This window comes from Akkermansia sp. RCC_12PD (assembly GCF_036417355.1).
GTDB lineage: Bacteria > Verrucomicrobiota > Verrucomicrobiia > Verrucomicrobiales > Akkermansiaceae > Akkermansia.
Window position 1 is genome coordinate 1,745,924 of record NZ_CP143889.1, and the last position, 23,800, is coordinate 1,769,723.

The 23,800-nt window shown below is 56.7% G+C and carries 30 protein-coding genes; 20 read left to right on the plus strand and 10 right to left on the minus strand.

The genetic code is table 11. The features are described from left to right. Positions 1-114: 114 nt before the first annotated feature. From V3C20_RS07305 to V3C20_RS07335, 7 genes are read right to left on the minus strand one after another with little or no spacing between them, the layout of a single operon-like run. Entirely contained in the window at positions 115-660 is a 546-nt protein-coding gene (locus V3C20_RS07305; RefSeq protein WP_130083179.1) for a recombination protein O N-terminal domain-containing protein, read from the minus strand. Beyond that, the gene (locus V3C20_RS07310) at positions 657-1,436 is read right to left on the minus strand and encodes a tetratricopeptide repeat protein (protein WP_130083178.1); all 780 of its coding nucleotides are present in this window, start codon (positions 1,434-1,436) and stop codon (positions 657-659) included. Before V3C20_RS07310 ends, V3C20_RS07305 begins: the two co-directional genes overlap by 4 nt. Next, positions 1,433-3,328, minus strand: coding sequence for a 1-deoxy-D-xylulose-5-phosphate synthase (dxs, locus tag V3C20_RS07315; RefSeq protein WP_130083177.1), 1,896 nt, complete (start codon positions 3,326-3,328; stop codon positions 1,433-1,435). The genes V3C20_RS07310 and dxs overlap by 4 nt, the downstream gene beginning before the upstream one ends. Then, the gene (gene xseB / locus V3C20_RS07320; RefSeq protein WP_130083176.1) at positions 3,309-3,578 is read right to left on the minus strand and encodes an exodeoxyribonuclease VII small subunit; all 270 of its coding nucleotides are present in this window, start codon (positions 3,576-3,578) and stop codon (positions 3,309-3,311) included. The genes dxs and xseB overlap by 20 nt, the downstream gene beginning before the upstream one ends. Positions 3,579-3,587: 9 nt before the next feature. Further along, positions 3,588-5,468 carry a glycosyltransferase family 39 protein gene (locus V3C20_RS07325; RefSeq protein ID WP_130083175.1) on the minus strand — a complete coding sequence of 627 codons (1,881 nt, stop codon included), beginning with the start codon at positions 5,466-5,468 and terminating at the stop codon, positions 3,588-3,590. Next, positions 5,465-6,868 carry a sigma-54 dependent transcriptional regulator gene (locus tag V3C20_RS07330; protein WP_130083174.1) on the minus strand — a complete coding sequence of 468 codons (1,404 nt, stop codon included), beginning with the start codon at positions 6,866-6,868 and terminating at the stop codon, positions 5,465-5,467. The genes V3C20_RS07325 and V3C20_RS07330 overlap by 4 nt, the downstream gene beginning before the upstream one ends. Beyond that, entirely contained in the window at positions 6,865-7,317 is a 453-nt protein-coding gene (locus tag V3C20_RS07335; RefSeq protein WP_330935340.1) for an ATP-binding protein, read from the minus strand. The genes V3C20_RS07330 and V3C20_RS07335 overlap by 4 nt, the downstream gene beginning before the upstream one ends. Positions 7,318-7,335: 18 nt before the next feature. Here V3C20_RS07335 and V3C20_RS07340 point away from each other — a divergent pair, with 18 nt between their 5' ends. After that, positions 7,336-7,674 carry a hypothetical protein gene (locus V3C20_RS07340; protein ID WP_330935341.1) on the plus strand — a complete coding sequence of 113 codons (339 nt, stop codon included), beginning with the start codon at positions 7,336-7,338 and terminating at the stop codon, positions 7,672-7,674. Here the strand turns inward: V3C20_RS07340 and V3C20_RS07345 are convergent. Further along, entirely contained in the window at positions 7,652-8,017 is a 366-nt protein-coding gene (locus V3C20_RS07345) for a PAS domain-containing protein (protein WP_330935342.1), read from the minus strand. The two genes, V3C20_RS07340 and V3C20_RS07345, sit on opposite strands and share 23 nt — an antisense overlap. A 151-nt stretch (positions 8,018-8,168) precedes the next feature. Here V3C20_RS07345 and V3C20_RS07350 point away from each other — a divergent pair, with 151 nt between their 5' ends. The 19 genes from V3C20_RS07350 (at position 8,169) to rplN (ending at position 19,930) form a co-directional block, all read left to right on the plus strand. Beyond that, positions 8,169-8,387, plus strand: a complete 219-nt coding sequence (locus V3C20_RS07350; RefSeq protein ID WP_330935343.1) for a hypothetical protein — start codon at positions 8,169-8,171, stop codon at positions 8,385-8,387. Continuing rightward, positions 8,332-8,580, plus strand: a complete 249-nt coding sequence (locus V3C20_RS07355) for a hypothetical protein (RefSeq protein WP_330935344.1) — start codon at positions 8,332-8,334, stop codon at positions 8,578-8,580. The genes V3C20_RS07350 and V3C20_RS07355 overlap by 56 nt, the downstream gene beginning before the upstream one ends. Positions 8,581-8,585: 5 nt before the next feature. Continuing rightward, positions 8,586-10,127, plus strand: coding sequence for a 2,3-bisphosphoglycerate-independent phosphoglycerate mutase (gene gpmI / locus V3C20_RS07360; RefSeq protein WP_130083171.1), 1,542 nt, complete (start codon positions 8,586-8,588; stop codon positions 10,125-10,127). A 319-nt stretch (positions 10,128-10,446) separates the two neighbouring features. Continuing rightward, the gene (gene rpsL / locus V3C20_RS07365) at positions 10,447-10,830 is read left to right on the plus strand and encodes a 30S ribosomal protein S12 (protein WP_012419365.1); all 384 of its coding nucleotides are present in this window, start codon (positions 10,447-10,449) and stop codon (positions 10,828-10,830) included. Between the two features lie 28 nt (positions 10,831-10,858). Continuing rightward, positions 10,859-11,332, plus strand: coding sequence for a 30S ribosomal protein S7 (rpsG, locus tag V3C20_RS07370; RefSeq protein WP_067570857.1), 474 nt, complete (start codon positions 10,859-10,861; stop codon positions 11,330-11,332). Between the two features lie 62 nt (positions 11,333-11,394). After that, on the plus strand, positions 11,395-13,542 hold the full coding sequence (gene fusA, locus V3C20_RS07375) for an elongation factor G (protein ID WP_130083170.1): 2,148 nt from the start codon (positions 11,395-11,397) through the stop codon (positions 13,540-13,542). A 36-nt stretch (positions 13,543-13,578) separates the two neighbouring features. Beyond that, complete coding sequence (gene rpsJ, locus V3C20_RS07380) at positions 13,579-13,887, plus strand: 30S ribosomal protein S10 (RefSeq protein ID WP_022397787.1); 309 nt, start codon at positions 13,579-13,581, stop codon at positions 13,885-13,887. Between the two features lie 45 nt (positions 13,888-13,932). Further along, positions 13,933-14,568 carry a 50S ribosomal protein L3 gene (gene rplC, locus V3C20_RS07385; RefSeq protein ID WP_067570855.1) on the plus strand — a complete coding sequence of 212 codons (636 nt, stop codon included), beginning with the start codon at positions 13,933-13,935 and terminating at the stop codon, positions 14,566-14,568. A 39-nt stretch (positions 14,569-14,607) separates the two neighbouring features. Next, complete coding sequence (rplD, locus tag V3C20_RS07390; RefSeq protein ID WP_067570854.1) at positions 14,608-15,216, plus strand: 50S ribosomal protein L4; 609 nt, start codon at positions 14,608-14,610, stop codon at positions 15,214-15,216. Between the two features lie 6 nt (positions 15,217-15,222). Continuing rightward, the gene (rplW, locus tag V3C20_RS07395; protein WP_130083169.1) at positions 15,223-15,507 is read left to right on the plus strand and encodes a 50S ribosomal protein L23; all 285 of its coding nucleotides are present in this window, start codon (positions 15,223-15,225) and stop codon (positions 15,505-15,507) included. A gap of 26 nt (positions 15,508-15,533) precedes the next feature. Then, positions 15,534-16,370, plus strand: coding sequence for a 50S ribosomal protein L2 (rplB, locus tag V3C20_RS07400; protein WP_067570852.1), 837 nt, complete (start codon positions 15,534-15,536; stop codon positions 16,368-16,370). A gap of 35 nt (positions 16,371-16,405) precedes the next feature. Then, entirely contained in the window at positions 16,406-16,675 is a 270-nt protein-coding gene (gene rpsS, locus V3C20_RS07405; protein ID WP_012419357.1) for a 30S ribosomal protein S19, read from the plus strand. A gap of 20 nt (positions 16,676-16,695) precedes the next feature. After that, positions 16,696-17,406 (plus strand): hypothetical protein, encoded by a 711-nt coding sequence (locus tag V3C20_RS07410; RefSeq protein WP_130083168.1) that lies wholly within the window; start codon positions 16,696-16,698, stop codon positions 17,404-17,406. Positions 17,407-17,445: 39 nt separating this feature from the next. Continuing rightward, positions 17,446-17,784 (plus strand): 50S ribosomal protein L22, encoded by a 339-nt coding sequence (rplV, locus tag V3C20_RS07415; protein ID WP_130083167.1) that lies wholly within the window; start codon positions 17,446-17,448, stop codon positions 17,782-17,784. A gap of 40 nt (positions 17,785-17,824) precedes the next feature. Further along, positions 17,825-18,514 carry a 30S ribosomal protein S3 gene (gene rpsC / locus V3C20_RS07420; protein ID WP_130083166.1) on the plus strand — a complete coding sequence of 230 codons (690 nt, stop codon included), beginning with the start codon at positions 17,825-17,827 and terminating at the stop codon, positions 18,512-18,514. A gap of 51 nt (positions 18,515-18,565) precedes the next feature. Beyond that, complete coding sequence (gene rplP, locus V3C20_RS07425; protein WP_022397796.1) at positions 18,566-18,988, plus strand: 50S ribosomal protein L16; 423 nt, start codon at positions 18,566-18,568, stop codon at positions 18,986-18,988. Positions 18,989-19,002: 14 nt separating this feature from the next. Then, positions 19,003-19,206 carry a 50S ribosomal protein L29 gene (gene rpmC, locus V3C20_RS07430; RefSeq protein ID WP_022397797.1) on the plus strand — a complete coding sequence of 68 codons (204 nt, stop codon included), beginning with the start codon at positions 19,003-19,005 and terminating at the stop codon, positions 19,204-19,206. A gap of 48 nt (positions 19,207-19,254) precedes the next feature. Continuing rightward, positions 19,255-19,527, plus strand: coding sequence for a 30S ribosomal protein S17 (gene rpsQ, locus V3C20_RS07435; protein WP_130083165.1), 273 nt, complete (start codon positions 19,255-19,257; stop codon positions 19,525-19,527). Between the two features lie 37 nt (positions 19,528-19,564). Further along, complete coding sequence (rplN, locus tag V3C20_RS07440) at positions 19,565-19,930, plus strand: 50S ribosomal protein L14 (protein WP_012419350.1); 366 nt, start codon at positions 19,565-19,567, stop codon at positions 19,928-19,930. Between the two features lie 269 nt (positions 19,931-20,199). Here the strand turns inward: rplN and V3C20_RS07445 are convergent, their stop codons facing one another. Then, positions 20,200-21,057 (minus strand): hypothetical protein, encoded by an 858-nt coding sequence (locus tag V3C20_RS07445; protein WP_130083164.1) that lies wholly within the window; start codon positions 21,055-21,057, stop codon positions 20,200-20,202. An 18-nt stretch (positions 21,058-21,075) separates the two neighbouring features. Continuing rightward, positions 21,076-23,748, minus strand: a complete 2,673-nt coding sequence (locus tag V3C20_RS07450; protein ID WP_130083163.1) for a valine--tRNA ligase — start codon at positions 23,746-23,748, stop codon at positions 21,076-21,078. Between the last annotated feature and the right edge of the window lie 52 nt (positions 23,749-23,800).

Here is a 23,800-nt window from a genome sequence, read left to right on the forward strand (position 1 = left end):
TTTATTCTGCCCGAAGCCTGGAGACAAGTCAATCACGCGAACAGCACAATCCATATGCGCGTGGGAGCGGACGTATATCCGGACGGCATGGGGTGCGCCCGGAAAGAGGTTGTCTCATTTCATTTGATCGCTCTGCCGTTCAAGTTCCTTGAGCAGTCTTTCCCGTTGCGGAGGGAGTTTGCCGAAGTGGGATTTCAGAATGACATGTGCGGGAATTCCGGGGTGGGAAATGCCGTGCAGCCGCGCGAGTTCCTGTTCAAAGTGGAGGACGGCCCGTACGGAAGGCATGTTTTTTTCCAAATAGGTGTATGCCCTTTGTAAAAGGTCGTAGAATTCCGGAATGGGCGTGTCCGGTTCCAGCATCTGGAGGAGCAGGCGCGCGAAGTAACCTGCCGCGGAGAGGCGGCAGTAGTCCGTGCGGAGGGAAAGGCGCGGGGAAATGAGGTCCACGGTGGTCAGCGTATGCAGGTCGCCCTTTTTCGCCGGCGTCCACTGCATACGGCACTGGTAAAAGATATCCAGCCGTCCGGCAAAAGGGCTGGATTGTTTTCTTGCTCCCTTGGCCGCCGTTCTGATGATGCCTTCCCCGGAACACCAGACGACGATCAGGCCGTTTTCCCCCAGTGGGTAGAGCTTGAGTACGGTGGCGTCCGCATTCATGAACGGGATTTTTCCAGCCCTGTTTTTTCAGGCTGGTTCGGGACGGTTTGCCCGTAGGGAGAGGGCAGGATGCCGGCCTCCGTCATGGCGTCCGTAAAGGCTTGGAGGGCACTGGTTCCCTGGTAGATGCGGAAGGCGGAGAGTACCTGTTCCTGGGCTGCATTCTGGTCGCCTCCCAGATATTTCATGACTGCCTGGATGCAGTAGTAGTAAGGGGTGTCGTCCATGGGACCGTAGAGGTTTTCCAGCTCTTTGGCAAGGGGCTGGTTATCAAGTTTACGGGCACAGATGTAGCGCTTGAATTGAAGGAGTGGGATAATGCCGTTTTTGTCCGTGTCTTTGAAATGAGGCAGGAGTTCCGTGAAGGCTTTCAGAGCCTTGGCATAGTCGTGGCTTACGTAGAGGGCTTCCGCCAGGTTGAATTGGACAGTGAGGTTTTCCGGGTCCAGTTTCAGCGCCTTTTCAAAGTTTTCCAACGCTTTTTCAATGTTGCGGATTTCAATGTAGCAGGCGCCGCGGAGGTTGTACAATCCGGGGTTACCGTCAAAGATTTTTTCCAGTTCCAGGAGGGAGAAGAGGCTTTCCAAGGTTCTTTTTTGTGCAAAGAATCGTTCGGCCTCCTGGAATTTTCCGATGTATTGTTTTCTGGTTTCTTCCGGCAGGGTGTTGAATTTCTGAACCCAGGCGGGTGTTTGTGCAGCGGCTTCCGGCGGTTGGGAGGAAGCGTGGGGTATGGCAAATGTGAGGGCTGTGATGAGAAGGATGAAGGTTTTCATTGAGGATTGGGAGTCAAATGAGGAATAATTTTTTGTATCGCGGCTTCAGCCGTGAGTCCATATTTTTTTCTGAGAATGGATTCCGAGCCGTGTTCGATGAATTGGTCCGGCCATGCGATGGCTTCCACGGGAATGGTGATTTCTCCGGCTTCCAGGGATTCCAGGACAGCAGAGTTGAATCCGCCGCGGATGGAGTGGTCTTCAAAGGTGCAGACCACTTTGCTGCGGGAGGCGTGGAGGCGGATGCATTCGTCGTCAAGCGGCTTGATGAAACGGGCGTTGACCAGAGTGACGCTGTAGCCTCGTTCTTCCAGGAGCGTGGCCGTGTCACGGGCGATTCCGATCATGATGCCCAGGGAAACGAGGAGGACGTCGTTTCCTGTTTGAAGCACTTCCGCCTTGCCGATGGGCAGGATTTCCGCTGTGGCGGGAAGGGGTACGCCGGAGCCGCATCCCCTGGGATAGCGGATGACGGTGGGGCCGTTTTGGTAGTGGTTCATGGTGCGGAGCATGTGGACGAATTCCGCTTCATCCTTGGGCTGCATGAAGACGACGTCCGGAATGCTGCGGATCATGGCGATGTCAAACAGGCCGTGGTGGGTGGGTCCGTCGTCGGGGGAGAGTCCGGCCCTGTCCATGCAGAAGCGCACGGGGAGTTTTTGAAGGGCCGCATCATGCTGGATCATGTCCACACAGCGTTGCATGAAGGTGGAGTAGATGGCTACGTAGGGTTTCATGCCTTCCGCCGCCAGGCCGCAAGCGAACAGGGCACCGTGTTCTTCCGCTATGCCTACGTCAAAGTAGCGCCTGGGGAAGGCTTCCTTGAACAGGTCCAGCTTGGTCCCGCTGGCCATGGCCGCCGTGATGGCCGTGATGGATTCATCCTGTTTCGCCATGTCCACCAGCGTGGAGCCGAAGATTTGGGAGAAGGTGGGGGTTGGGGTGCCCTGCGTTTCCCCGTCGTGCACGCAGTAGGAGCCCAGTCCGTGGAATTTCGTGGGATTGTCCAGAGCGGGCTGGTAGCCCAGTCCTTTCTGGGTGACTATGTGCAGGATGACGGGCTCGTTCAGGTCCTTGATGTAGTTCAGCGTGCGGATCAGCGTGGGGATGTCGTGCCCATTCAGGGGGCCGAAGTAGCGCAGACCGAATTTGTTGAACAGCAGGGAGGGGAAGATGAGGTTTTTGGTGGTACCTTCCAGCTTGAATGCGAATTCCTTGGCCTGGGTTCCACCGAGTTTTTCAATGAAGGAGGCGGTCTTGTCCCTCAGCCAGGAGAAAGTTTCCGAGGTCTGCAGGGAGTTGAAGTATTTGGCCAGGGCCCCCACGTTTTTGTCGATGGCCCATTCGTTGTCATTCAGAATGGTGATGTAACGCCTTGTGGTCTGGCTGATGTTGTTGAGAGCCTCCAGTGTAGTGCCGCAGGTGAAGGCTGCGTCTCCGGCGACGGCGACCACGTGGTAGTCCTCCCCCTTGAGGTCGCGAGCCGCGCACATGCCCAGCGCCGCGGAGAGGGCCGTGCCCGCGTGGCCCGCCCCATAGGAATCATGAGGGGATTCCGACATTTTCGCGAATCCGGACAGGCCCTGGTACTGGCGGATGGTATGAATTTGCTCTGCGCGGCCTGTGAGCATTTTATGGACATAGGCCTGGTGGGAAACGTCAAAGATGATTTTGTCCCGAGGCGTTTCAAAGACGCGGTGGAGGGCGATGCTTAGTTCCACTACTCCCAGGTTGGGGCCCAGATGGCCGCCGGTGACGGCAAGGGACTGGATCAGGGTGGAGCGGATTTCTTCAGCCAGCCGGGGGAGCTCCGCCTCCGGGATCTGCATCAGGTCCGCATGGTTATGTATGCTGCCCAGCAGTTCCGGCAATTCAGGTGAGGGAGAATTCATTGGCGTTTGGAGCGTCTGGTTCCGCACCGTCCTGTTCTTCTTGGGCGGTTTCCGGGTTGCTGAGTGTCTGGATGCGAAGTTCCGCATTGTGAAGAATGCTGCGGCAGTGGCGTATGAGCTTGTTGCCTTCTTCCACGAGGGCGATCATGTCTTCCAGCTCTGTGACGGGGGCTTCCGTCAGCCTGATGATTTCTTCCAGGCGGGCTATGGATTCTTCAAATCCGGGAGAGTTTTTCCGTTGTTTAGCCATATGAATTGGTTAATTTTGAAGTGCGGGACCGGGTTGTTGAAGGTCCCTGTAAAGGATCATGTCCGCGCCCATGATGAATTGGCGGGAGTCTGACTGGCCGAAGCGCTCGGCCAGTTTGGAGAGGGCGCCGCTGTGGTTGAATATGTATACGGGGTTTTTGTCCCTCGTCTGGCCGAGGATGGAGCCTTCCAGAACGAGCGGCGCGAATTCCCCGTAATAGCCGGATACGGCCCTTATGTCCTTACCCATGGTGGAGGAAGGAGTGACCAGAATGCTGCCTACCTTGCCGCCGTGGAATGAGAGGACGCGTTCCAGCGTGGTGAAATGGGAGACAAGACTGGGGATGTCAAGAGTTTTCCTGTCCGCGTACCAGCTGACAGCTGCCGGCTGGTCCGTGAGGATGAAGTCCCCTGCCTTGGTTTGGTTGCGCACTTCCTGGCTGATGCCCAGCGGATAGTACGGAGGCCATGCGGGAATGCCCCGGTGGGCCGTCAGGATGCCGACACGCACGATATGAGGCAGGCTGAGCAGGAGGGGGAGGGCCGTGACCAACAGCGCCAGAAGAAGGACACCGCCGCGCAGGACGGGGGCCGCTTCCTTGGAATGCCTGGCAATCAGGTTGAGGACGAATGCGGTGCCGAATGCCGTGAAGAAGGGGGAGAAGAGTATCTGGATTTGTCCGATGGAGATTCCCGGCTTGTTGACCGTGTAGAGGGCCATACCCACCGTAGCCAGGCACCACATGGAGAAGATGCCCCATTTGGCTTGGTTGACGGGTTTCTTTTTGAATGTGTGCAGCAGAGCCAGCAGAAAGACAAGGGCCAGGGGGAGATGCCCCAGGTTTTCATAAAGAATGTCTCCCTGGGTAATGATGTTGTTGATGATGGATATGACGGCCGTTTGTGCGCCGATGGGGATGTCTCCGAAAACGAGCGCCTTCATGGCTGTGCTTTCCGAACCGAGAAGGCCGGTGCAGATGGTATAGAAGGCGGTCCCGAAAATGCTGCCGCTGGTGGTTTTGTTTATATAGACGGGATAGGCCAGGAAGAGCAGCAGGATCGCCAGGACGGGGAGACAGTAGAGACCGTGCGGCTTGAAGCGGATGCCCACGAAGAGCAGGAAGCCGACCATGGGCCAAAGGCCGATCCATCCCGTCAGGCAGACGCAGGAAAAGCAAATGGCGCTGAAGACAATGGGCCACAGGAATTTGCGGTTTTCCTGGTCATTGACCAGTGCGGTGTATAGGAAGTGAACGCCCCATGTGAAGAAGAAGAGCATGAGCATTTGCGGGAGGCCGCTGGTGGCATATTGCAGGAATAGATTGCTGAAAATCATCGTCAGGCAGGTAAAGCTGGCGATGGTGGTGTCAAATATTCTGCGGAGCACGTAGTAGCAGCTCAGGACAGAAAGAATGAAGAAGATGGCGGAGACGGCGGCCACGATGCGGTCCGGCAGGTAGATCATGGAGTCTCCGGTCATTTTCCAGAGTTCATAGTTGTGTATGCCCGCCAATTTAAATACGGCCGCTTCCACCAGAATGTTCAGCGGAGCATAGCGCGTGTCACGGAGCTTGTAGGGAGAGAATTTTTCTGCGTCCACCAGGCTTTTCCCCTGACCTGCCAGAATGGCTTCCTGCTCCCGGAGCTGGGCGTCGGAAAGGAGGGGGTTGAGTCCGGACTTGCTGCTGTCCGCAATGAGCTGGATGGGGCGGATTCTGTGGGTGATCAGGCCTTCTCCCCTCGCTACGTTGCGGGCGATTTGGGCTTGGTCCATGGCGGCGTCTGACGAGAGGCCGCGGAAGTTGAAGAAGAATTGAACCCCCGTGATGACCAGCAGCAGTATGAGGACAATGAAGAACGGTGCGCGGGAGCCTGTGTTAGGCGGATTCATATGTCTTGGAGTTCTTGTAATTTGCGTTGAAGCGTGCGGCGGCTGATGCCCAGCAGAAGGGCCGCTGCCGTTCTGTTGCCGTTTGATTGGGCAAGCGCTTGCCGGATAGCGTTCCGTTCAAGCAAGGATAAATTCAAAACCCCGTGCGGGACAAGCCCATTCTGTGTGTTGTTCCCATTGTCCGGGAGAGGATCCCCGGCGGTTTTCCCGGCAGCCGGGGGGGATAATGCCGCCTGGAGCTGGGGCGGGAGGTGCTGAAGTTCTATCCGGTCCGAGTTGCACATGACCACGCCGTGCTCCATGGCCGTGCGCAGTTCCCGGACATTGCCGGGCCAGAGATAGTTCCGTACGGCGTGAAGGGCTTCCGGAGAGAGGGATTTGAGTTCCCTGTTGTTTTCCCGCGCGAATTCCTTGAGGAATGCCGCCGCCAGCAGAACTACGTCTTCCCTGCGGTCACGGAGGGGAGGCATCTGGATGTGAACCACATTCAGGCGGAAGTAGAGGTCTTCCCGAAATTTGCCGTCCTGGACGAGTTGCTTCAGGGATTTGTTCGTAGCGGCGATGACGCGGACATTCACGGGAATGGACGTGTTGGAGCCTACGCGTTCTATCGTCCGTTCGGAAAGCACTCGCAGAAGCTTGACCTGCGTGCTTGCGTCTATTTCCCCGATTTCATCCAGAAAGATGGTGCCGCCGTCCGCCTGTTCAAAACGGCCGATGCGCCGTTGGGCGGCTCCGGTGAAGGAGCCTTTTTCATGGCCGAACAGTTCGCTCTCCAACAACTGGGGGGAGAGGGCCGCACAGTTGACGGCCACAAATTTGTTTTCCGGCCTTCCGGAAAGGGAATGGATGGCCTGGGCTACGAGCTCCTTCCCGGTTCCGCTTTCCCCTTCGATCAGCACCGTCGTTTTACTGGGGGCTACCTGGCGTATCATGGAAAATACATGCTCCATGGCGGTGGAACGGCCCAGCAGTTTTTGTAGTCCGGAGTCCGCCTGGATGCGGGAGGTGAGTTCCTGGTTGGCGGTTTCCAGGTTCCGGGTATGCAGGGCGCGTTTGAGCACCATTTCCACTGCATCCAGATTCAGGGGTTTGGTAACGAAGTCGTAGGCTCCCTGCTTCATGGCTTCCACTGCGGCATCCACGGAGCCGTAGGCCGTCATCATGATGCTTTGTGGAGGATGGGGCAGAGCGGCGGCGGATTTAAGTACGTCCATGCCGCTTTCCCCGCCCAGTCGCAGGTCCGTGAGCACCAGGTCCGGAGATTCTTCCCGCATGAGGGTGACGGCCTGGGCGAGATTGGAGGCGGTGTACACTTCATAATCATCCTGAAATCCCATGCGCAGGGCGTCGCGCGTGGGCTTTTCATCATCGACAATCAGCAGGACGGGCATGTTCATGACGGCACGGAGGGAGGCAGGAGGCGGATAGTGCGTTCCACGCGCGGCAGGAATACCGTGAAGGTGGTTCCCTGGCCCGTCTGGCTGGCAAGGGTGATGGAGCCGCCGTGCTCCTTGACGATGCGGCGTACGATGAGCAGCCCCAGACCGGAGCCGGTGGATTTGGTGGTCAGGAAGGGTTCGTAAATGCTGCCCATGACTTCCGGGGAGATGCCGCAGCCCGTGTCCGCCACGGTTACGAATACGCTGTCATCCGTATAGCCGCTTTTGATGAGGATGGTCCCTCCTGCGGGAGGAATGGCCTGATAGGCATTTTTGATCAGGTTGTAGAATACCTGCTTGATCTGCACGGGGTCCAGGCTGAGGATGGGGAGTCCGGTTTGAAGTTCCGTATTGATCTGGATGCCGCGCTGCCGAATTTCCGGTTCCAGCAGTTTGAGGACGTCCATAATGATGTCTTCAATGTTGTGGGGTTCCCGGATGGGCTTGGTGGGGCGAATAGCCTGGAGGAATTGTTTCAGGATAACGTCAAGCCGGGTGGTTTCTCCTTCCGCCGTTTTCAGCAGTTCTTCAAAGTCGTTCCGGTATTCCGGCGGCAGTTTTTTCGCCTTCCGGGCAAGGAGCTGGAGGTGCAGGCCGATGGAGTTGAGCGGATTGCCTATTTCATGGGCTACGCCGGCCGCCAGCAGGGTCAGCGCATTGAGCCGCTCCGCCTCGATGTTCTCCGCATTGCGCTTCTGCTGGGGCGTTTCGTCGCGGATGAGGATCAGGTGGCCCTGGCTTTTATTGCCGATGGGGGGAAATGAAAATATTCAGGAATTTATGCTCAGGGTAGAAGATTTCCACATCCCGCGAAACGGCGGTATGGCTTTGCTGGACCGTGTTCCAGGAGCAGTCGCGCCCCAGGAAGATACAGAAGTCCTCCGGCGTGATGTGTTCGGGTTCCTTGTCGAATAGTTTGAGCGCCGCCTGGTTGACGAACAGTATTTTCCCCTTGCTGTCCAGCAGGATCAGTCCTTCCTGGATGGATTCGAACACCTGCTGGAAGAAGCCCTGCTGTTCTGCCAGCTTGACGAAGAAGCGCTGAAGGTCTTCCTCCTTGATATGGTCGATGCGGTCGATCAGCTTGTCGATGGTGTCCTTCTTCATGGCGGCGCCGTATCCCTTCCGGGCATGCACTATATATAAAGGGAAGTATGTCGCAAATCAAGCGGATGTGACATATTGTCGCGCATTTGCGTCTGGACATGTTTCCGAAAACGGGGGGCAGGATAACGGCATGGATGAAAATCACCCCTGCATGCCTTTTGTCAGAACGCGCCAAGTAGCCTTTCACGATACGGACGCTTCCGGCGTGGCCCATTTTACCCGGCTGTTGTGTCTGGTAGAGGAAGTGGAGCATGAGTACCTGCGTTCCCGCGGGCTGGAGGTGCTTTCCCCGGATTGCGGCTGGCCCCGCGTGCATGTGGAGGTGGATTACTCCAGTTCCGCCGGGCTGGGGGGACTGGCTGAGCATTGAGTTGAGCCTGGGCCATGTGGGAAGCAGCTCCCTGGAATGGAAATTTGCGGTGTTTCATTCGGAACGCCCCGTGATGCAGGGAAGGTACGTCGTCGTCCGGGTCGGGCGGGGCAGCAAGCCGCAGGCTATTTCAGAGGCGGAGAAGGAATGCCTGATTTCAGGCTTTTCAAAAGAGGGGAATGCCTGTAAGTAAGGCGCATGTCTAAAAAGCCTGTCGTTCTTGTCATTCGCGACGGCTGGGGCCGCAATCCGTTGGGGCCTGATGTCGCGAAAGAATACGGTGACGCCACTGTTTTGGCTGATACCCCGTTTACTGATTACCTCCTTGCCAACTATCCCCACAGCCTGCTGGGTGCTTCCGGGGAAGACGTGGGTCTTCCCGACGGGCAGATGGGCAATTCCGAAGTGGGTCATCTGAATCTGGGTGCGGGACGCGTGGTGTATCAGGATCTTTGCCGTGTGGACAATGCCATCAAGGACGGCTCCATGGGTGAGAACGCCGTATTGAAGACCGCATTTTCCCAGGCCGTTTCTTCCCGCCTGCATTTGCTGGGCCTGGTGAGCGACGGCGGCGTGCACAGCCACATCAACCATTTGGCGGGCATTGTCAAGTACGCCTATGAAGCGGGGGTGCGCGATATTTGCATTCATGCCATTACGGACGGGCGCGATTGCTCCCCCACCAGTGGAGCCGGATTTATGCGCCAGCTTGAGGAAGCCGTGAAGCCTTACGGAGCCAAGATAGCTACGGTGATCGGCCGTTTTTACGCGATGGACCGCGACAAGCGCTGGGACCGCAACAAGCTTGCGTGGGACGCCATCGTTCTGGGCCGCGGCGAACAGTGTTCCTGCTCTCCTGCCGAGTATGTGGAACAGTGCTATGCGAAGGGCGAAACGGATGAGTTCCTGAAGCCCGGCATTTTCGCGTATGGCAACGAACAGCGCGTGCGCGATAACGACGTGGTGTTCTTTTTCAATTTCCGTGCCGACCGAGCCCGCCAGATGAGTGACGCCTTCCTGTATTCCGATTTTGACGGATTTGATCGCGAAGTGCAGCCGAAGGTGCATTATGTGACCCTGACGGAGTACGATGCCAAGTATCCCTCCCCCATTGTGTTTGAGCAGGAGCAGCTCGACAACATTTTCGGCCAGATCGTTTCGGAAGCCGGGAAGACCCAGCTCCGCATCGCGGAAACGGAAAAATACGCCCACGTCACTTTCTTTTTCAACGGAGGCGTGGAGACGCAGTTCCCCGGCGAAGACCGTATTCTGGTTCCTTCCCCCCGCGAGGTGGCTACCTACGACCTTAAGCCCCAGATGAGCGCGGAGGAAGTGGCGGACAAGTTTGTGGAAGCCGCAGACAAGTACGACGTGATCATCATGAATTTTGCCAACGGAGACATGGTAGGCCACACGGGTTATCTGGAAGCCGGCGTTGCCGCGTGCGAAGCCGTGGACAATGCCTTGGAGAAGTGCGTGAAGAAGATTCTGGAGCTGGGCGGCAAGCTGCTTATCACGGCGGACCACGGCAATGCCGAACACATGCGCAATGAGGACGGTTCTCCGAATACGGCCCATACCACCAATCTGGTGGACCTTATTTACGTGGCGGAAGACAAGGACGAGGTGAAATTGTCCAACGGCATTCTGGCGGACGTGGCTCCCACGCTGTTGAACTTGATGGGGCTGAAACAGCCTGCCGAAATGTCCGGCCACAGCCTGGTGACGCCCAAGAACTGATCCGGTCTGCGTTTTTTCATTTCCCGTTCGTGCGCCGGTTTGCACGGACGGGATTTTTTTGTCATGGCGGGATTGCGGGAACGGTCCGCTTGAGAGAAAAGCGTGTCTCTAAGAAAAATATTCAGGAAAAGGGAATAAAAGACTTGTCATGGTGTGAAATCACGTTATATTTGCCGTCCCCAAACGCACCAGAAGGTGCAAGAAATACGTTTTCTATCGGGTTTGCCTCCGGAAAAAAGGCGCGCTTCCTGCTTACTGAAAGGGATGTTCGCCTTGAATATCGGTGCAGACCGACGAACCACAACCAAAGCAGGAAAACATGCCGACTATTAATCAGCTCGTCCGCAAGGGACGTATTACTCCGGAAGAGAAGTCCAAGTCACGCGCTCTTCATAGCTGCCCGCAACGCCGCGGTGTTTGTCTCCAGGTGATGACCCGTACGCCCAAGAAGCCGAACTCGGCTCTCCGCAAGGTGGCCAAGGTCCGTCTTACCAATGGTGAAGAAGTGATCGCCTACATTGGCGGTGAAGGCCACAACCTTCAGGAACACTCCATCGTGCTTGTTCGCGGCGGTCGTGTGAAGGACTTGCCTGGTGTTCGCTATCATATCGTCCGCGGCGCTCTTGACTGCCTCGGTGTCGACAAGCGCCGCCAGGGCCGTTCCAAGTATGGCGCCAAGCGCCCGAAGGCTGCTGCCAAGTAAACATTAACAATCTTACCTATTAAATATTATGGCCCGCCGTAAACGCGTCTATAGAAAAATCGAACGTCGTGACCCCCGTTACGACAGCACTCTTGTTGGCAAGCTGATCAGCAAGGTTATGCTGGATGGCAAGCGCTCCCTTGCGGAACGCATTGTGTATGCTGCCATCGACATGGCTAACGAAGGTACGGACAGCATTGACCCCCTGGAAGTGATCACCCGCGCCATTGAAAACGCCAAGCCCCGTGTGGAAGTGAAGAGCCGCCGTGTTGGTGGCGCCACTTACCAGGTGCCGCTTGAAGTGGATCCGGCCCGTTCCGAATCTCTCGCCATGCGCTGGATCGTGAATTATGCCCGCAACCGCAAGGGTGTGCCGATGCACAAGGCGCTTTCCAATGAAATCAAGGAAGCCGCCAACAACCAGGGCGCTGCCGTCCGCAAGCGCGACGATGTGCACAAGATGGCCCAGGCCAACCGCGCCTTTGCCCATTTCCGCTGGTAATCCCTTCCGCGACCATCAGCAGAACCATTCACTTTCGATCTTACAGATACTTTCCAGACACTATGTCCGATCACGTAAACAATCCCAATCGCAAGGCTCCCCTTGAGCGCTACCGCAACATCGGTATCTCCGCTCACATTGACGCCGGCAAAACCACTTTGTCCGAGCGTATTCTTTTCTACACCGGCATGATCCACAAGATCGGTGAAACCCACGACGGTTCCACCACTACCGACTGGATGGAGCAGGAACGCGAACGCGGCATCACCATTACCTCAGCCGCCGTTACCACCAACTGGAAGCAGGTGAAAAATGAAGGTATCACCAAAATGTTCGAAGGCGAAAACTTCCAGCTGAACATTATTGACACTCCCGGGCACGTTGACTTCACTGCTGAAGTGGAACGTTCCCTCCGCGTGCTTGACGGCGCCATCGTGGTATTCTGCGGTGTGGCCGGCGTACAGCCCCAGACGGAAACCGTGTGGCGCCAGGCCACCAAGTACAGTGTTCCCCGCATGTGCTTCGTGAACAAGATGGACCGCACCGGCGCCAACTTCAACAACGTTCTGGACGATATCCATAACAAGCTGGGCGCCAACGCCGCCGCTATTCTGATTCCCATCGGTTCCGAAGACCAGCTCCGCGGCCAGATCGACGTGGTGAACCAGAAGGCCATCATGTACGCCGACAATGACCGTCTGGGTTCCACCTATACGGTTGAGGAAATCCCCGCCGAGCTCAAGGAGGAAGCCGAACTGGCCTACCATGAGCTGGTAAGCCGCGTGGCTGACGTGGACGATGAACTTGCTGAAAAGGTTCTCATGGAAGAACCCTTCACCGCCAAGGAACTCAAGGAAGCCATCCGCCGCGCCACCATCACCAACAAGTTTATCCCCGTTGCAGGCGGTTCCGCCTTCAAGAACAAGGGTGTTCAGTTCCTGCTTGATGCCGTGGTGGACTACCTTCCCTCTCCGGTGGAAACCGTTCCCGCCCACGCTGAAAGTACGCTGGATCCGGAAAAGACTTTTAAAATCACCGCTACGGACGACGCCAAGCCCATGGTGCTGGCGTTCAAGCTCTGGGCTGACAAGTTCGTCGGCAAACTGGTGTTCATCCGCGTGTATGCCGGCGTCCTCAAGAAGGGTGATACCGTGTACAATCCCCGTACCCGCAAAACGGAACGCGTGGGCCGCATTATTCAGATCCAGGCTGACCAGCACACGGACATTGACGCTGTGTATTCCGGCGACATCGCCGCCATTGTGGGTCTGCGCAACGTGACTACGGGCGACACTATCACCAGTCCGGACAACGATATCTGCCTGGAGCCTCCCACCTTCCCGGAAACCGTTATTTCCATGGCTGTGGAACCCAAGACCAAGGCCGACCAGGAAAAAATGTCCAATGCCCTGGGCCGTCTGTCTGAAGAAGACCCGACCTTCCGCGTGAAGACCGATGAAGAAACCGGCCAGACCTTGATTTCCGGCATGGGTGAACTTCACCTGGAAATCATCATTGACCGCCTGATGCGCGAATTCAAGGTGGAAGCCGACATCGGCAAGCCCCAGATCGCCTACCGCGAAACCATCACTGCTCCCGCCCACGGCGACGGCAAGCTGGTGAAGCAGTCCGGCGGCCGCGGCCAGTACGGCCACGTTGTTATCGACGTGAAGCCGAACGAACGGGGCAAGGGCCTCACCATTGAAAACAAGATTGTGGGCGGCGCGATTCCCAAGGAATACATGAACGCCGTTTATGCCGGTCTCAACGAAGCCATGACCACGGGCGTTATCGCCGGTTATCCGGTGGTGGACGTACACGTTGAAGTGGTGGACGGTTCCTATCACGAAGTGGACTCCAACGAAAACGCGTTCAAGATGGCCGCCATTTTCGCCATGAAGGACGCCTTCAAGAAGGCCAAGCCCATCATGCTGGAGCCCATCATGTCCGTTGAAGCTTCCACGCCGACCGACTACCAGGGCGACATCATGGGCGACCTGAACCGCCGCCGCGGCCAGATCAGCAACATGGAAAACAAGGCCAATGCCTGCATTCTCAAGGCCATGGTTCCCTTGTCCGAAATGTTCGGTTACTCTACCGCCATCCGTACCCTTTCCAGTGGCCGCGCCTCCTACTCCATGGAGCCGTCCCACTTTGAACAGGTGCCTCAGAACCTCGTTGACCAGATTGTCAGCGACAGGGCCAAATAAACAACCTTTGAAGTATAACCAATAGACCGCACGTCCATGCAAAGTCCAAAAATCCGCATTCGACTCCGCGCTTTCGACTCCCGCGCCATCGACCGCTCCTCCCAGGAGATCGTTGAAACCGCCAAGCGCACCGGAGCCAAAGTTCACGGCCCGATCCCGTTGCCGACCCGCATTGAGAAATTCTCCGTGAACCGTTCCGTTCACGTCAACAAAAAGTCGGCTGAACAATTTGAAATCCGCACCCATAAGCGTCTGCTCGACATCGTCGATCCGACCGCACGCACGATTGATGAGCTCAAGAAGCTCAACCTTCCCGCCGGCGTGGACATCACGATCCGCATCTAGTTTGGTACCCGGATAAGTAATTAAAAAACAGAAAGACACACTACAATGGCTCTAGGACTTATCGGAAAAAAGGTCGGTATGACCCGTCTGTTTGACCAGGAATCCGGCGCTATGGTGCCCGTGACCGTCATTGACGTCAAGGGCAACACCTTCGCCCAGATCAAAACGGAAGACAAGGATGGCTACAATGCCATTCAGGTTGCCTTTGATGCGCAGAAGGAAAGCCGCGTGGCCAAGCCTCAGGCCGGCCACTTCAAGAAACTGGGCATTCAGCCCACCAAGCTCCTCAAGGAATTCCGCGTGGAAGCTTCTGAACTGCCTGCTGAAGGCGCTGAAGATCCCGGCGTGGATCTCTTTTCCGCCGGCCAGTGGGTTGACGTGATCGGCACTTCCAAGGGCAAGGGCTTCCAGGGTGCAATGCGCCGCCACAACTTCCACGGCTCTCCCGCCGCCCACGGTTCCATGATGCACCGCCGTACCGGTGGTGTGGGTGGCTGCTCCACCCCCGGCCGCGTCTGGAAGAATCAGAAGATGCCCGGGCAGATGGGCAACGCCAGGCGCACGGTTCAGAACCTGAAGGTTGTGGCCGTTCGTCCGGAGGACAATGTTATCCTCATCTCCGGCGCCGTTCCCGGTGCACGCGGTTCGTACCTCGTGATCCGCCCCGCCAAGAAGAAGTAGGCTTTAGCAACCACACATTGAATATAGGAAAACCTATCTATGTCCGCAAATACCTTTACATTAGAAGCCGCCGCTGCCGCCAACATCCAGGTTGCAGGCAGTGACAAGGGCTCCCAGGCCGTGCACGACCTCATCGTGGCTTATCAGGCAAACCGCCGCACTGGTTCCGCCAACACCAAGACCCGCGGTGAAGTCAGCGGCAACAACAAGAAGATCTTCCGCCAGAAGGGCACGGGCAACGCCCGCCACGGCGACAAGCGCGCTCCCATCTTCGTGGGCGGCGGTGTGGTCTTCGGCCCCCGTCCTTGTGACTATTCCAAGAAGGTGAACAAGAGCACCCGCCGTCTGGCCCTGCGCCGCGTTCTGGGCGATCTGATCGCCGCTTCCAGAATCAGCACCGTTGCCGAATTCTCTGTGGCCGACGGAAAGACCAAGTCTTTCATCAAGGCCGTCAAGGATCTGACAGACGCCAAGAAAGTGCTCATCGTGGCCGCTTCCTTTGATGAAGCCACCTACCTCGCCGGCCGCAACGTTCAGGACGTGCTCCTGATGACCGCCGCTGAAGTGAACATTGAACAGCTCATGAAGGCTGACGCAGTGATCCTCGTTGACAATGCTTTAGAAACCCTCGCCAGCCGTACTGCTTAAGAAGCCATGAAAGACATTTACCAAGTCATTAAGAAGGTGCGCATCAGCGAAAAGGCCACCATGCTCCAGGAAACCACCGGAGAGCTGGTCCTTGAAGTTGACCGCGACGCCAACAAGATCGAAATCAAGAAGGCTGTTGAAGTTGCTTTCGGCAAGAAGGTCGCTTCTGTCCGTACCGCCAACTATGACGGCAAGCTCAAGCGTCAGCGCCGCGCTGACTCGGGTCGCACCGCCCATTGGAAAAAGGCTTACATCAAGCTTGCCAACGGTGAAACCCTTGACCTCGTTTAAAGCCCCTATTAGGAAGGAAAGCTATCATGTCCCTCAAGTCATTCAAGCCAGTTACTCCCTCTAACCGCTACAAGGTGTGGCCGTCCTTTGACGAAATCACTACCTCCACCCCGGAAAAGAGTCTCTGCCGTCCCCTCAAGAAGTCCGGTGGCCGCAACAATAACGGCCGCATCACCACCCGCCACATCGGCGGTGGCCACAAGCGCAAGTACCGTCTGGTGGACTTCAAGCGCAACAAGTTCGATGTGCCTGCCACCGTACTCACCATCGAATACGATCCCAACCGCACCTGCCGTATCGCCCTGATCGAATACAAGGACGGTGAAAAATCCTACATCCTGGCCCCCAACGGCCTGCAAGTAGGCATGAAGGTGGAAAGCGGCCAGAAGGTTGCTCCCAAGGTCGGCAATGCCATGCCTTTGAAGAACGTTCCCCTGGGTACCTCCGTTCACAACATTGAAATCCGTCCGGGTTCCGGCGGCAAGGTTGCCCGTGCAGCCGGTCAGCAGGCCATCGTTTCCAACCGTGAAGCAGGTTATGCGCTGATCAAGATGCCCTCCGGTGAAATCCGCCGTTTCAATGAGGATTGCTACTGCACCATCGGTCAGGTCGGCAATACCCAGCACATGAACGAAATGTCCGGCAAAGCCGGCCGCACTCGCTGGCTGGGCGTCCGTCCCACCGTCCGCGGCATGACGATGAACCCCGTCGACCACCCGAACGGGGGTGGCGAAGGCAAGTCCAAGTCCGGTGGTGGCCGCCAGCACCTGAAGTCCCCCTGGGGCCATGTCAAGGGCCAGAAGACCCGCCGTCTCCGCAAGCCCAGCGACTCCGTCATCGTACAGCGCCGCAACTCCAAGTAATCAATACACAATAACTTTAACTAGGATCATATAACATGGGACGTTCTCTCAAAAAAGGCCCTTTTGTCAGTCAAAAGCTTCTCGCCAAGATCGATGCTCAGCTTGAATCCGGCGATCGCAAGCCGATCAAGACCTGGAGCCGTGCATCCATGATTACGCCAGACTTCGTCGGCTTGACCTTCCTGGTGCACGCCGGCAAGAACTTTGCCACCGTGTACGTCACGGAAAACATGGTAGGCCACAAGCTTGGTGAATTTGCCCCGACTCGTGTCTTCAAACAGCACGGCGGTATCGGTAAGAAGTAATCAGTAAGTTAACAATCAACATGTCGAACTCTTCTTCCATCCTTGCCTATTCCCTCTCGGCCATTGTTGGTCTGGGCGGAACCATGCAGGGAGCGGAAGAGGGTACGGCGGCACTGACGCGCAGAATCGAGCGTCTCGAAAAGCAGAATGCGGCCCTCAAGGCGTCCTACGCTCAGGCCCGCATTGATGCCGACAACGCGAATGCCCAGCTTCTGGACATCCGTTCCCGGCTGGAGGCTTTGGGAGGCGCTGCGCTAGGTAACAGTGAGGAACGCCTGATTCAGGCGATGGCTAACATCGAGGTTCTCAGCGACCGCATTCAGCGGCTGGAACAGGCGTCAGTCAAGCTCTCCGGGGCTATCCTCGCCTACATGAAACAGGCCATATCCGAGGATGCGGACGCCAGAACAGCAGTGGAAAGCTCCCTGCGCCTGCTGGATTCCGTGCTCGGATACAGGCAACAGCCCGTGCGAGATGGCGCGGGAACCCAGGCGGAAGCCAAGGTGCTCAGCATCGACTCCGAGTCCGGAGTGGTGGTGGTCAACGTCGGAAAATCCGCCGGGATGCAAATCGGGATGCCATTGCTGCTGACCCGTGGAGCACAAACCATCGGAGAAGCCGTAGTCACGGACGTTCGCAAGGATGTGTGTGGCGCGCTTGTTCAGAAGCTCATGGCGCCGGCCGATCCGGTGCGCGTCGGAGATTCTGCCTCAGTAAAAACCAACGATTAAATCATCTTCATAAATAACCTGCACTACGAGGAAAAACCCATGGAAGTGAAAGCTGTTTACAAATACGCCCGCATCTCTGCCAAGAAGATGCGCGATATTGCTCAAGAAATCCAAGGCTTGTCCGTCTCCCAGGCGACCGACATCCTGTCCTACACCCCCAAGAAGGGTGCCTATCTGCTGAATAAGACGCTCAAGTCTGCCGTGGCCAACGCTGAAAACAATGCGGAATTGTCCGTCGATACGCTCGTCGTGAAATCCGTCATGGTTGATGAAGGCCCCACCATGCGCCGTACCATGCCCCGCGCCCGCGGATCCGCCAACATGATCCGTAAGCGCACATCCCACATCACCGTTGTACTGGCCGATCAAGAAGGCTAAGTTCATCACAATCTAACACACATATAGCTGAACTAACATCATGGGTCAGAAAGTAAATCCAATCGGGTTCCGCCTCGCCGTCAACAAGGACTGGCGCTCCAAGTGGTACGCCACGGGCCAGGATTACGCCACCAAGCTGCATGAAGACTTGGTAATGCGCAAATACATCAAGGAGCAGCTGATGTCCGCCGCCGTTTCCAGCATCGTGATCGAACGTGCCTGGAATAGTGTCCGCATCACCGTTCATACCGCCCGTCCGGGTCTTGTAATCGGCCGCAAGGGCGAAGAAATTGAAAAGATCCGCCAGTACCTTCAGGGTCTCTGCGGTGCTTCCACCCAGGTCAACATTGACATCGTGGAAATCCGCTCCCCTGAGACGGACGCCCAGCTTATCGCTGAAAACGTGGCCGTCCAGCTGGAACGCCGTGTTTCCTTCCGCCGCGCCATGAAGCGCGCCGTGCAGGTTGCCATGGAACGCGGTGCCGACGGCATCCGCATCCGTTGCGCCGGCCGTCTCGGCGGTGCCGACATCGCCCGTGCCGAATGGTACCGCGAAGGCAAAGTGCCGTTGCAGACTCTCCGCACGCCGATCGACTACGGCTTTGCCGAAGCCCGTACCCTGTACGGCATCATCGGCGTGAAGTGCTGGGTCAACAAACGCGATGAAGTCGTTTCCCAGCAGAGTTCCCGCCCGTCCGGCCCCCGCGGTCCCCGTCGTCCGCGTGCCTAAGAAAGCCGCCATCACATTGTTCATCACACTTAACACAAGGAGGAATAAGATATGCCTTTAATGCCCAAAAGAGTGAAGCACCGCAAGATGCACCGCGGCAGCCGTTCCGGCAATGCCACCAGCGGTACCTATGTTGCCTTTGGTGACTTCGGCCTTCAAGTGCTCGACCGCGGTTGGATTACCAACAACCAGATCGAAGCCTGCCGTATTGCGATCAACCGTTACCTGAAACGTAAAGGTAAGGTGTTTATCCGCATTTTCCCGCAGAAGTCCTTTACGTCCCGTCCCCCGGATACACGTATGGGTAAGGGCAAGGGCGCCGTGGAAGGCTGGGTGGCCGTTGTTCGCCCCGGGAACATTCTGTTTGAAGTAGGCGGCGTGACTGAATCCCAGGCCCGTGAAGCCCTTCGTCTGGCTTCCAACAAGCTGGGCGTACCGACCCGCTTCGTCTATCGTCAAGGCGTTCAACACTAAAGCTACTCATCACCATGTCCGATAAGAATTCCCCCAAAGAACTTCGTGCTATGTCCGCCAAGGAGCTTTCCGCCCTGGTGCGCAGCCTTCGTGAAGAACTCTTCAATCTCCGTCTCCAGCAGGCCACCGGCCAGCTGGAAAACAACCAGAGAATCCGCACCGTCCGCAAGGATCTTGCCCGCGCCCTTACCATCAAGGGTGAAACCGGGGAAGCGTAAACTGAGGATTTCCGGTAACAACAGAATATTCTACACTTTTAGAATCCAATGTCCGAACAAACCGAAACAACCAAGAAGCCCGGCCTTCGCAAGACGCGCGTCGGCGTGGTGACCTCCACCAAGATGGACAAGACCATCGTCGTGGAATACGTTGCCCGCGTTCCGCACCCCAAGTTCAAGAAAATCGTTAAGAAGAGCAAGAAGTTCTATGCCCATGACGAAAATTCCGCAGCCAAGGTAGGCGATAAGGTACGTATCGTTGAAACGCGCCCGCTTTCCAAGCTCAAGTGCTGGGAACTGGTGGAAGTGCTTACCCACTAATCAGGAATCAACCATTAAGTAAAGGAGATTTGATACCATGATCCAGATGGAATCCCTAGTCCAGGTGGCCGACAATACCGGCGCCCGCTCCGCCAAGATGATTGGCGTCATCGGCAAGCGCACCCGTCAGGCCCACATTGGCGATATTATTACCTGCCACATCCGCGAATCCATTCCCACCGCTTCTGTGAAGAAGGGTACTGTGGTGAAGGCCGTGGTGGTGCGCACCGCCGCCCCGATCCGCCGTGATGACGGCTCCGTGCTCCGTTTTGACGGCAACGCCGTCGTCATCATCGACAAGGATAACAACCCGCGCGGCACCCGCATTTTCGGGCCGGTCGCCCGTGAACTCCGTGAAAAGAAGTTCATGAAGATTGTTTCCCTTGCTCCGGAAGTGCTCTAATCGAGTCACGTCAGAATGTTGAAAAGCCGCCTTCCTTTTGGGAAGGCGGCTTTTTTATGGCAGGCAGGGGAAGGGTCGTTGCCATTTACAGCCGGGAAAGAGGGTGAGGGAACATGGCATCCGGGTGTTTGGAAGACCGTTTGCAAGGTTTCTGGTGCAGCGAGGGCAAGAGCCGGAGGAAATGCTTCTATGAAGCATTCAGAGGGCGGAGAATGGTCCCTGATGAATCTGCGTGTGTCCCCCTTTTCTTCCGTAGTTTCCGGGGGCTTTTAATGCCTGCTGTTTTCCGCGGCGGATTTGCCGCCCAACTGCTGGGCCGAGCCGCAGGCCGGACAGCGGAACCAGTTGAAGAGGAATATATGCAGCGCTGTTGCGAATACATAACCGAACAGCGGAATGTGGTGTGCCGCCTTGTTGCGGTTGTATTTTTTAAAGGAGAAGAGGGGTGCCCGGCATACGCTGCATTTCCGGGGAAGGGCCACGGCAAGGTAAAGAATCAGGGCCAGTATCCAGGGACCGAAGCAGAGGCAGATGATTTGCCAGCCCCGTTCTCCGTTGAGCAGCATCATGGTTGTCAGAATAATGGCGGAAATGCTGCTGGCGAAGAAGAGAAGAACGGCTATGGCCCCGATCCAGGTCCGAAAAGGAGTCAGGTGCTTAATGCCTTTTTTCCGCAGGTAGGTCTTGCGGTGTTCCTGCACGGAGGCTGGTTTGGCGGGACGGTAGCTGTATTCTTCCCGGGACTGTGATTTGGAGGCAACAGACTTGCCGGCTGATCTGGCGGGAAGTGCGGATTTTCTCTCCGGGAGAAGCACTTTAGGTGTTTCTTCCGTTTTCTCCGTAGTATTCACAGGAGTGGCGAGCGGCAGGATGAAGCCCGCGTCCCGGGTAATGCTGTCCGGGCTTGCCGCCCTGGGAGCAGTGAGGGCCTGGGCCACCCATTCCCTGAACACAGGTGCCGCAGGTATTTCCACCTCCAGTTTCAGTATCCGTTTTGCCTGATGAAGTTCAGGCAAAACGGTGAAGGGATCAATCGCGGCGAATTCCTTCAGCGTACTGATGCCGACCGCTTCCAGCAATTCCGCGAATTGCTTCCGGTCTTCAAAGTACTGTTGAAGATCATTCATTCCGGGTAGAATATGTTTTTAGGAGAGGGAATCAAGCATCGCTTTCAGCTGAGTCTGTTTTGTTTTCCAGTCCGCCAGGCGCTCCTTTTCCTGGGAAACTACTTCCGCAGGGGCGCGTTCTACAAAGCCCGCATTGTCAAGCTTGGCAGATGATTTGGCAATTTCCCTGGAGATTTTATCCAGCTCCCGTTCCAGGCGCTCCCGCTCCGCTTCCACATCAATAAGGCCTTCCAGCGGCAGGAAGAGTTCGCCGAGAGGCGTGAGAGCCGCCGGAGTTCCCTTGGGTGCGGCGTAGGAAGCGTCGCGGGTGACGGATTTGGCGTTCGCGAGGATGGAGAGCCGGGAAAGGATATCCTGCGGAACGCCATTGGCCGTTTTCAGGACGAAGCTGACGTTTTTGTTTTTGGACAGATCGTATTCCGCCTTGAGGTTGCGCGCCTTGTTGGCCGTTTCATAGAGGGCAGCAGCTTGTGTGCATGCCAGCGTGATGCGTTCCCCGTCCATCCCGGCCAGCAGGCCGTCCGGAGAGGGCAGGGGAGTGAGCATGAGGGGTAGTCCTGCGTTGCCTTCCGCAAAGCCCAGGGAGGACCAGAGTTCTTCCGTGATGTGGGGCATGACTGGATGCAGCAGGGCCAAGTAATGGCGAAGTACCGTGTCCATGACAGTCAGGGTGGCTGCCCGTACGGAGGAGTCCGCGCCGTCCCTCAGGTCGCCTTTGACGGCTTCCAGGAAGCGGTCGCAGTATTCATTCCAGAAGAATTGGTACAGCACCTGGATCAGAGCATTGAATTCATAGTCCGACAGTGCTTTTTCCACGTCCGCGTGGAGCTGTCTGAGCTTGGAAATGATAGCAAGGTGAACGGAGGAGTACTGCAGGGCAGTTTCTTCCCCCACATTACCCTGCATGAGGCGGAAGCGGGTGGCATTGTAGAGTTTGTTGGCAAAGTTGCGGCCTTCCCCGATCTGGCTTTCGTCAAAGCGAACATCCGTCCCGGTGGGGGCGATGCGCATGAGGCCGAAGCGGAGACCGTCGGCGCCATAGTTGGCGATGAGGTCCAGCGGGTCCGGTGAGTTGCCCAGGGATTTGCTCATTTTGCGTCCTATTTTATCACGGATGATGGAGGTGAAGAAGACGTTGCTGAACGGTTTTTCATGCTGGAAGCGGTAACCGGCCATGATCATGCGGGCCACCCAGAAGAAGATGATGTCCGGTCCTGTGACCAGGTCTGTGGTGGGGTAGAATTTGGCGCGGGTGGCATCGTCCATCGTAGCGAAAGGCCACAGCCAGGAGGAGAACCACGTGTCCATCACGTCGTTGTCCTGAATCCAGTTTTCCGGGTTCTCCGGAGGTTCCGTTCCCACGTAGATGGAACCGTTTTCCAGGGCAGACGCATCCAGCGCGGGAGCGTTCCGGAGTTCTTCCGCCTTGTCTTTTCTGTACCAGACGGGGATGCGGTGTCCCCACCAAAGCTGGCGGGAGATGCACCAGTCCTGAATGTTTTCCAGCCAGTGGGCATAGGTTTTCGCCCAGCGGGCGGGGCGGAAGGTGATGTCTCCATCGGCGACGGCGTCCGCAGCCTCCTGAATGCAGGGGTATTTGAGGAACCATTGCATGGAGAGGCGCGGTTCGATCGGAACATTGGCGCGTTCGGAGAAGCCTACCTTGTTGTCATAGTCTTCAATTTTGACCATGAGGCCGGCGCTCTCCAGCATTTCCACTGATTTATGGCGTGCGTCAAAGCGATCCATGCCGTGCAGCTCCGGAACGTCCGGGCAGTTGATATGGCCGTCGGGAGTAAGGATGTCGATGATTTCCAGATTGAATTTCTGGCCGATTTCAAAGTCCGCCTTGTCGTGGGCCGGGGTGATTTTGAGGGCACCGGTGCCGAATTCGATTTCCACGTATTCATCCCCGATGATGGGAATGGGCGTGGAGTTGAGTGGGCGCATCACGTTTTTGCCGATGAGATGGGCGTAACGCGGGTCCTTGGGGTTTACGGCCACAGCTACGTCCGCCATGATGGTTTCCGGACGGGTAGTGGCCACATGAAGGGCGCCCGAGCCGTCTTCCAGCTTGTACAAGACAGTGTAGAGCTTGCTTTTTTGCTCCGTCATGATGACTTCCTCATCGGAAAGGGCCGTCAGGGAGACGGGGCACCAGTTGACCATGCGGCGTCCGCGGTAGATGAGGCCTTCCTTGAAGAGGTCGATGAAGACCTGTCCGACAGCCCTGGTGTATTCCTCATCCATCGTGAAGCGTTCGCGGTCCCAGTCGCAGGAGCAGCCCAGTTTGTGAAGCTGGTTGATGATGATGCCGCCGTGCTTTTCCTTCCATTCCCAAACTTTTTTCAGAAAGGCTTCACGGCCCACGTCATGGCGGGTCTGTCCCGTGGTCTGCCTGAGGTCCTTTTCCACGCGCACCTGCGTGGCGATGCCCGCATGGTCCGTTCCGGGAAGCCACAGGGCTTCATATCCCTTCTGTCGCGCACGGCGCACCAGGATGTCCTGGATGGTGTTGTTCAGCACATGGCCCAGGTGGAGCACTCCCGTGACATTGGGGGGAGGAATGACGACGGAGTAGGCGGGCTTTTCGGAAGCCGGGTCAGCCTTGAAACAACCTTTTTCAATCCAGAGGGATTGCCATTTTTCTTCCACGAGGGACGGATCATATGCTTTGGGCAGATCAGACATGCGCAAGAGGGTAACATAAAGTTTTTTTCTTTCAATCCCTACATGAGACGGA